Origin of the sequence: Paenarthrobacter sp. TYUT067 (genome assembly GCF_023656375.1) — a bacterium.
GTDB lineage: Bacteria > Actinomycetota > Actinomycetes > Actinomycetales > Micrococcaceae > Arthrobacter.
Map to the genome: position 1 here is coordinate 169,985 of NZ_JAMOIT010000009.1, position 7,871 is coordinate 177,855.

The 7,871-nt window shown below is 62.7% G+C and carries 6 protein-coding genes; 1 reads left to right on the forward strand and 5 read right to left on the reverse strand.

All coding sequences use genetic code 11. The features are described from left to right. Positions 1-5: 5 nt before the first annotated feature. The 5 genes from MOD31_RS10425 to MOD31_RS10445 form a co-directional block, all read right to left on the reverse strand. Positions 6-845 (reverse strand): type IV toxin-antitoxin system AbiEi family antitoxin domain-containing protein, encoded by an 840-nt coding sequence (locus MOD31_RS10425; RefSeq protein WP_223941106.1) that lies wholly within the window; start codon positions 843-845, stop codon positions 6-8. Positions 846-1,009: 164 nt separating this feature from the next. Beyond that, positions 1,010-2,983, reverse strand: coding sequence for an NHL domain-containing thioredoxin family protein (locus MOD31_RS10430; RefSeq protein ID WP_166842141.1), 1,974 nt, complete (start codon positions 2,981-2,983; stop codon positions 1,010-1,012). After that, positions 2,983-5,274, reverse strand: coding sequence for a cytochrome c oxidase assembly protein (locus MOD31_RS10435; protein WP_374206986.1), 2,292 nt, complete (start codon positions 5,272-5,274; stop codon positions 2,983-2,985). The genes MOD31_RS10430 and MOD31_RS10435 overlap by 1 nt, the downstream gene beginning before the upstream one ends. A gap of 124 nt (positions 5,275-5,398) precedes the next feature. Beyond that, positions 5,399-5,686: an HU family DNA-binding protein gene (locus MOD31_RS10440; RefSeq protein WP_011776355.1), complete on the reverse strand. Its 288-nt coding sequence runs from the start codon at positions 5,684-5,686 to the stop codon at positions 5,399-5,401. Positions 5,687-5,915: 229 nt separating this feature from the next. Next, positions 5,916-6,479, reverse strand: coding sequence for a GNAT family N-acetyltransferase (locus tag MOD31_RS10445; RefSeq protein WP_250820532.1), 564 nt, complete (start codon positions 6,477-6,479; stop codon positions 5,916-5,918). A gap of 200 nt (positions 6,480-6,679) precedes the next feature. Here MOD31_RS10445 and MOD31_RS10450 point away from each other — a divergent pair, with 200 nt between their 5' ends. Continuing rightward, positions 6,680-7,708 carry a patatin-like phospholipase family protein gene (locus MOD31_RS10450; protein ID WP_250820533.1) on the forward strand — a complete coding sequence of 343 codons (1,029 nt, stop codon included), beginning with the start codon at positions 6,680-6,682 and terminating at the stop codon, positions 7,706-7,708. Positions 7,709-7,871 lie beyond the last annotated feature (163 nt).

The window sequence follows — 7,871 nt, forward strand, 5'->3', positions numbered from 1 at the left end:
ATGGGCTACTTCGACCACAACCGAGCTGGCCCACGAAGAAGAACTTCGCGCACATGCCGGAGCATCTTCTCCGGCGCGTACACCACATCGTCATAGAAGAACCTCAGCACCAGCATTCCTTGCCTGGTTGCTTCGTTATCCCGCCGGCGGTCTTTCTTGAACTGACGTGGCTCCAGATGGAAAGCAATGCCATCGAGTTCAACTATGAGGAAGCCTTCAAGAAGAAAGTCCACGGTTCCTACGCCGTCGATCCAGACCTGCGTCTCGGTGCGGATGCCTGCATCACGGAAAAGCACCCGTGCCAGGGTTTCCAACAAGGACCCTGCACCCCGGTCCACTCTTGCCAGAACTTCACGGGCTTGACCACCCCGGTTGCCCAGTAGATGGCGTCGCAGATACCCGAGCCCGATGTCGCCGCGGATATAGGCGCTCTCTACCATCACCAGCGATTCCAACGGTGGCAGACAGAGAAGTGCGTGCAGAAGAACATCCGGCAGAGCGACGTACGGCTCGTTAGGTCTAGGTTGAGACAGGGACAGGCGGTGGCTGATGCACTTAGCCGTGCGCCGGCCGTTGCTTTGCCAGTAATGGGGCTCAGCGGGTTCGTGCAGCAACCATAGGCCATAGCGGCTCGCAGCTGAAGCACAGGTGAGCAGCGACCTCGCTTTGACTGCGGCAACCAATGCCGTATCTGCGCCCGGAAGACTCAACACTCCACGTTCGACGCGCTGAACGCTTCCCTTCCGCACAGCGGATCGAATCGCCGCTTCGCTGGCGCCCTGAGCCTGCACCTGCCGGGTCATGGCAGCGCCACCCAATCGTCGCAAGGCTTCCTCGGGTTCCATCCCTCCAGCCTGCAGCTCCAGCTAAGGGGCCGGCAGGGCCGAATCCGGCTATGTGGATAGTCCGAGGCTCCGGAGCGACCCAGTTTTGGACGGTCCGACGGCATAAGAATGGCCCGGGCAACCTCCTGAGAGGTCAAACCCGGGCCATTCTCGATGGGTACCGCTTAGTCCATGCCGCGCAGGTCCAGCACCAGCTCGGATTCACCGTCGGCCTGCAGCACCACGGGAATGCCCCAGTCCTGCTGGTAGAGGTGGCAGGCAGCGTGGTCCGGAATTTCGCCGTCCTCAGTCTCGGGACCATCGCATGCAGCCGCGCGGGCCGTGATGTGAAGGATGCCCTCAGGAACATCGGCAGAAAGTTCCAAGGTTCGCAGCAAGCCCACCGAGGTCCCACCGCCGGAGACCAGCAGTTCAGGCGGGGTAGAGGAAATCTTCAGCTGCGTGGGGTCGCCCCAGCGGTCGTCCAGCTTCTGGCCGGTGGGAGCCTTGAAACGTACCGCGAGCTCAAGGTTACCGGGGGTCACCGGGCTCTTGGGACGGTGCGTTTGCGATGCTCCCTCATCTACCTGCAGGGCTTCCTTGGGAATGGGAACCAGGACCAGTTGGTGCTTGTTTGACTCCACTACAACAAGGAGAGGATCGCTGCCTTCCACCTGGACCACGACGACGTCGCTCGGCTCCGCTAGGCCCCTCGCCAAGGTGGAAACGGACTTGGTGGCGGGATCGTAGCGACGCACGGCACCGTTGTAGGTGTCTGCGATGGCCACGGAATTGTCCGGTAGGACAGTCACGCCCAGCGGGTGCTGCAGACGTGCATCATCGGCACCGCCGTCGCGGAACCCGAAGTCGAACAGGCCCTTGCCTACGGCGGTTTCCACGGTCACACCGGAATCACCCACCACCAGGCGGCGCAAGGACGACGTCTCCGAGTCGGCAACCCAGATGTTGTTGTCACCATCAATGGCCAAACCGGACGACTGGGCGAACCAGGCTTCCTCCGCTTTGCCGTCAAGCAGGCCTTCAAGCCCGGAACCGGCGAGGATGGAAACCTCGTTGGCCAGGGGGTCGAAGGCGAAGATCTGGTGAGTTCCCGCCATGGCGATGACTACGCGCTGCAGCTTTTCGCTCCAAACCACGTCCCACGGTGAGGACAGTGAGACCTCGGTGCCCAAGCCCAACGCCCCAACATCGATTGCGTCGGCAGCGAAGTCAGCAGGGCCGCCGTCGTGGTGTTCAGACCACGTTCCGGCACCGGTGTCCGTCACCCGGGCGGGACCGGCGTCGAGCAGGCGCTGAACACCGTTGCCGGCGAGGGTCTGCACGTAGCCTGAGCTCAACGTGACGCCACGCAGGCGATGGTTGACAGTGTCCGCAACCACTGCGTCGTAGCCGAGCTTCCACGCCAATTCCGACGGCAGGACGGTCACGCCCTGGGGTTCGTTGAACTGTGCGATCTCCGATTGCCCGTCCAGGAATCCCTTAGTGCCGGAGCCAATGATGCGCTCCACGGTTTCAAGATCGGGGCGTAGTTCCACCAGCCGGTGGTGGCCGGAGTCCACCACGAGGTAGTTGCCGTTGGCGAGCTGAGTCGCCTTTCCGGGGAAGCGCAAAGTGCCCGACGTCGGCTCCGGGGCCACGTAGGGACCGTTACCGCGGTGGAGGGTCCCCTTGGCCTCGTGCTCGGCTACGAGTTCCTCCAGGAGAACAGCGAGGCCGCCTGCGTGACCCTCACCGGAGAGGTGGGCCACGATGTAGCCCTCGGGGTCAATGACCACAAGTGTGGGCCATGCGCGAGCGGTGTAGGCCTTCCACGTTGCCAGCTCGGGGTCATCCAGAACCGGGTGGTGAATTTCGTAGCGTTCAACGGCGGATGCCAGTGCGACGGGATCCGCTTCGTGTTCGAACTTGGGCGAATGCACACCGACCGTCACCAGGACGTCCGAGTACTTTTCCTCAAGGGGGCGCAGTTCGTCCAGCACGTGCAGGCAGTTGATGCAGCAGAAGGTCCAGAAATCCAGCAGCACGATCTTGCCGCGCAAGGACTCGAGGTCCAGCGATTTCCCGCCCGTGTTGAGCCAGCCGCGGCCCTCCAGTTCGGAGGCCCGGACCCGGTGTTGGGTACGTACGGTTTCGCTCATCAGCGTCCTTCCAGCTTGGTATTCGGTTCGGTCTGCCCGGCAGAGTCTGTGGTGGCGTGTTCGGCGTTGCCGCGTTCCGACCGCGCCGGCGTGGATTCTTGGGCCTCCATGGACACCTGAGGGGTCCTGGACACCTGAGGGGTCCTGGCTGCCTGGGTAGTTCGAGTAGTCATCTTGGCATCGCGATCAGCGAGCCGGGCAAACATATCGTTGTAAGCACTGAGATCGGCGTCGTTATTCCTGTCGGCCGCCCGATCCACCCTCCGGGTCTCCCGCTCGTCCGAACGGGACCACATCACAGCGACGCCAATTGCCACCAGCAAGGTGGGCACCTCCCCGATGCCCCAGGCCACTGCGCCACCGATTTGCTGGTCCCCAATGGCCGACGGGCCCCAGGCCCTGCCCAGGTTTCCAAAGTAATCGGCGGCCAGCAGCCCGGTGCCACCCATAATGGCCACACCGAAGAATGCGTGGAAGCCCATGGTGGCCAGAAGGAGAAGCAGGCGCATGGGGTAGGGGGCACGACGAGGAAGAGGATCGCTCCCGATCATGGTCAGCACAAAAATGTAGCCGGTCAGCAGGAAGTGCACATTCATGAGCTCATGTCCCACGTGCTCACGCATCGCAAGGCTGAACAGGTCAGAGTAGTAGAACAGGACGATCGAGCCCGCGAAGTTGGCGGCAGCGAACAGTGGGTGCGTCACCACCTGCGAGAACTTTGAGTGCACAAACAACAGCAACCATTCGCGCAGGCCGCGTGACCCGTGAGCTCCTTCACCCCGGGCCGGCAAGGCCCGCAAGGCAAGAGTTACAGGGGAACCCAGGACTAGGAAGATGGGAGCCACCATGGTGAGGGCCATGTGATCCACCATGTGGGCAGAGAACAGCACGCGTCCGTAAACGGCGGGCGGACCGGACGTGATGTACATGAGCACCACCAGCCCGATGAGCCAGTTCACCGTCCGGAACCAGGACCACTTGTCGCCACGCTTACGCACCTTGACGATGCCAAGGATGTAGGAAACGGCACCGAACAGGGCGACGCCCACCCACAGCCAGTCGAAGCGCCACTCAGTCAACCAGCGTTCCGGTGTGAGCTCAGGTGGGAGCTCGTAGCCGGAAAGGATGAACGACGGCGAAGCGTCGGGTGCGTAGGTGGTGGGCTGCGGCGGCGCTGAGCGTCCGAGCGCAACGGCGAGTCCCGACGTCGCGCCCATCACCAGCAACTCCACCAAAACCAGCTGCCACAGCACCCGGCGGGCGGACAGGGAACCGCTCTTCCCAAGCTGCGGGATAACCCACTGGCGGTGCATGAAGCCGATACCACCCAGCACCAGGGTGGCTAGGGACTTGGCGATAATGAGCTGGCCATAGGCGGAGCCGAAAAGGTCGGCGGGGTTTGTCACGCGTATGGCTGCGTTGATGACACCGGAAGCGAACACCAGGACGAAGGCGAAACCGGCCAGCGACGAGAAGCGACGCAGCGTTTGCTCGGTGATGTCCGGTGTTCCCTTGCTCCGGGAACCCGTGAGAATGCCGGAGAGGACCGCCAGCATGATGATGCCGCCAACCCAGGTGGACACACCCACCAGGTGGAGGCCCAGGGAGTTAATGGCGCCTTCATGGTCGCTGGAGCTGGAGGAGTGGCCAATCAGGGCGGTAGGAATCAGGCCGATCAGGGCCAACAGGAGCGTGAACGCCAGGCCTGTCAGCGATCTCACGCCGAACAACGCAGTGGTGACAACGGCGGCAATGATGGTGACCGCGAGCCAGGCCTTGCCGGTCTCGATGTCTGTCATGAAGTAGACCAAGGAACGTGTGAACTCCGCGTCCCCGGAGAGCCCCTGTCCTGCGACATCTGCGTACGTCAGGACAAGGACCGCCACTGCGGATAATGTCCAGGCTGCGCCTGCTGCCGCCGCAACGGCCAAGGCCCGAGCGAAGGCCGGATGTTCGGGGGCGTCAAGGTCCTTTTCACGGGACCGGGATCCGCCGATGTTCTTAGGCAGGATGCCCACAGCAAAGATCAGGCCGCCAACTACCGTTGCTACTGACACGTTGTGGACGGCTTTTGCGATGGGGAGGCCCCACCGGACCAATCCACCGGGATCGGAAACCTGCCGCGCAGCTGAGGCGCCGGAGAAGATGAGGGCCGCTGCGAGTGCCAGGAACAGCACCGCCAGACCGGCCAGTTGCCACGGCAAGGAAATGCCCGCGGCAGCAGTGCCTCCCCGCGCTCCCGGTTTGGGAGCAGGCGAAGGGGCAGTAGCGGAGCTTCTTGCTGATGGCACTTATCCATTGTCCGCTACCTGCCGCCGGGCTGCGAATCGGGAAGGCGCTATGTGGATTAACTCAAAGCAGAAGGGACGGCAACCTCGCGGTTGCCGTCCCTTCAAGGCTTTCGCCGAAGAGTAATTACTTCTTCTTGGCGACAGCTGCCTTCAGCTTGGAGCCAGCGGTCAGCTTGACGCTGTGGCCGGCTGCGATCTGGATGGTTTCGCCGGTCTGCGGGTTGCGGCCGGTGCGAGCTGCACGGTCGGTGCGCTCAACTGCGAGCCAGCCCGGGATGGTGATCTTTTCGCCAGCGGCGACAGAAGTCTCGAAAACTTCGAACAGTGCATCGAGCACGGAGTTGACTGCTGCCTGGCTGGTGCCAGCCTTGCCTGCTACCTCTGCAACGAGTTCACTACGGTTCTTAGCCATTTACGTCCTCCTGGACTCATACGTTTTTGAGCTTTCAAGCGGAATGCGAGCAAGCCACTGTTCGAAAACTTACCAGCTTGGGCTGGCATGGCCAGCAAATTCCGCGTGTTTCCGCGCCTTTTTGACCAAAATCACCGGAATTTCGGGGTTTTTAGGGGTGCTTTACGCCCTTGGCGTACCCTACGGCTTTGGCGTCAGGCGCAAGCAGGCACTCCGCTGGCCTCCGCAACTAGAACAAAATGCGTTGGAACAACACATGGTCCTGCCACTCACCGGCGATTTGGAGGTAGGACGGTGCCACCCCAATTCGCTCGAAGCCGGACCGTTTCAGCACCGCTTGGGAGGCTGCGTTGTGCGCCAGCGTAGCGGCCTGAATGCGAAGGAGGCCGAGTTCGTCAGCAGCCATACTCACGACGGCGGCTACCGCACCGGACGCTACGCCCTTGCCGGTGCACAACTCATCCACCCAGTAGCCGAGGTTGGCATTCAAGAAGGGCCCGCGGACAATACCGGAGAGGGTGATCATCCCCAATATTTTCTGCCCAGCGGTCAAAACCCAAGGCACCTCCGTGCCTTGTTCATAGAGGTCCAGCTTGCCCTTTAATACCGCCGTCTGACCCGCGGTACTGAAGAACTCGTCATCCCGGGCTGGTTCCCAGGGTGCCAGGTGCTCACGGTTCCGCCGGTAGGCAGCGGCCAGGGAGGACGCGTCAGAAATTTCCAGCGGACGCAGGAGGAACTGAGCGGCGTCTCCGCCCGCTGATGCAATGTCCAGGTTTCGCGTGAGACTCATCCCTGGACTCTACCGGCGGTCGCCCGCGGCGATTGCGCACGATTCAGCGGAGTGATAGCTTTCCCGTGATCGTGCTTTTCGACAGGAGGTGAGACCCATGAACGCAGTATCCACACTGGGCGCTCCCCTGTCCATGATCCCGCGACTGAGTTAGTCGCCACTGGGAGCGCCGAACAGGCAATTCGCGAAAGGCGCCTCCCATGAACACGACTCCTTCTTCTTTAAACGTCCCTGCACCGTCCTATCGGCAGGATTCCGATCAGCTGGTGTTTCACCAGCCTCACCCGGCTATTGACGCCTCACAAAGAGTGCCCGCCGGAGAGCGGGCGCTGATCCTCGGTGGCGGCGGGTCCACAGGCAACGCATGGCTTATCGGCGTCGTCGCTGGACTTTTCGACGCCGGCTTGGACGTAACCGCTCCGGACCTCACCGTTGGCACGTCGGCCGGTTCGACGGCGGCGGCCCAGTTGGTGGGGGCAACTCCACCCGAGCTCTTTGATGCCGTCCTTGCCGCGGCCCCTCCGAAGCCCGCGGCGGTGCCCGGAGTGATCCCTGGCGCCGAATCCGCGCCTGCCAAGCACGCCGGCGGGAGGAACGGAGCTCGGGCTGTGACCGACCATATGGAACGAACCGCCAAAATCCTGGAGGACTCCACGGACATGGCCGATATGAGACGCCGCATGGGTGCCGCGGCTCTGGACATGGCCGAAGCGATGGAAGGCCCCAGTGCACGCTGGCGCCAAACCGTTGCTGCCCGACTACCCCATCAGGAATGGCCGGAACGATTAATGCTCCTCACGGCCGTTGACGCCCGCACCGGGGAACCCGTGGTGTTCGACCGCCATAGCGGAGTGGAGTTGGTTGACGCTGTGGCCGCCAGCTGTGCCAGTGGGTTCGCTTATGGCATCGGCAGCAAGCGCTATATCGACGGCGGTTACCGGTCCAATGCCGATAACGCCGACCTCGGGGCCGGATACAGCCGTGTGCTGGTGCTGTCACCCTTTGGAGGGAGGACACGGACTCCCCTGGAATGGGGCATGCACTTATCCGCACAAGTAGATGAACTCCGCCGCAGCGGCAGCCGGGTTGAAACGCTCTTCCCTGACAGCGGGGCTGAGCACCTGTTCGGCGTCAACGCGATGGATCTCTCGCTCCGGCAGGCAGCTGCCCAGGCCGGCTTCGATCAGGGCAAAGCCTTGGCCGGCCCGCTCAGCGCATTCTGGCGCTAACCCGTCGGTATGTCAGCCGCGACTGGGGGTTCTTCAACCGTCAGTCGCGGCTGCGTTCCCGGCCGTGTTCGTGGGTGGCTTGGTTGTTAAATGCGGGGAGCCCCGACCGTGTGGTCGGGGCTCCTCCGTGAATGGTTGTCCGGCGGTGTCCTACTCTCCCACA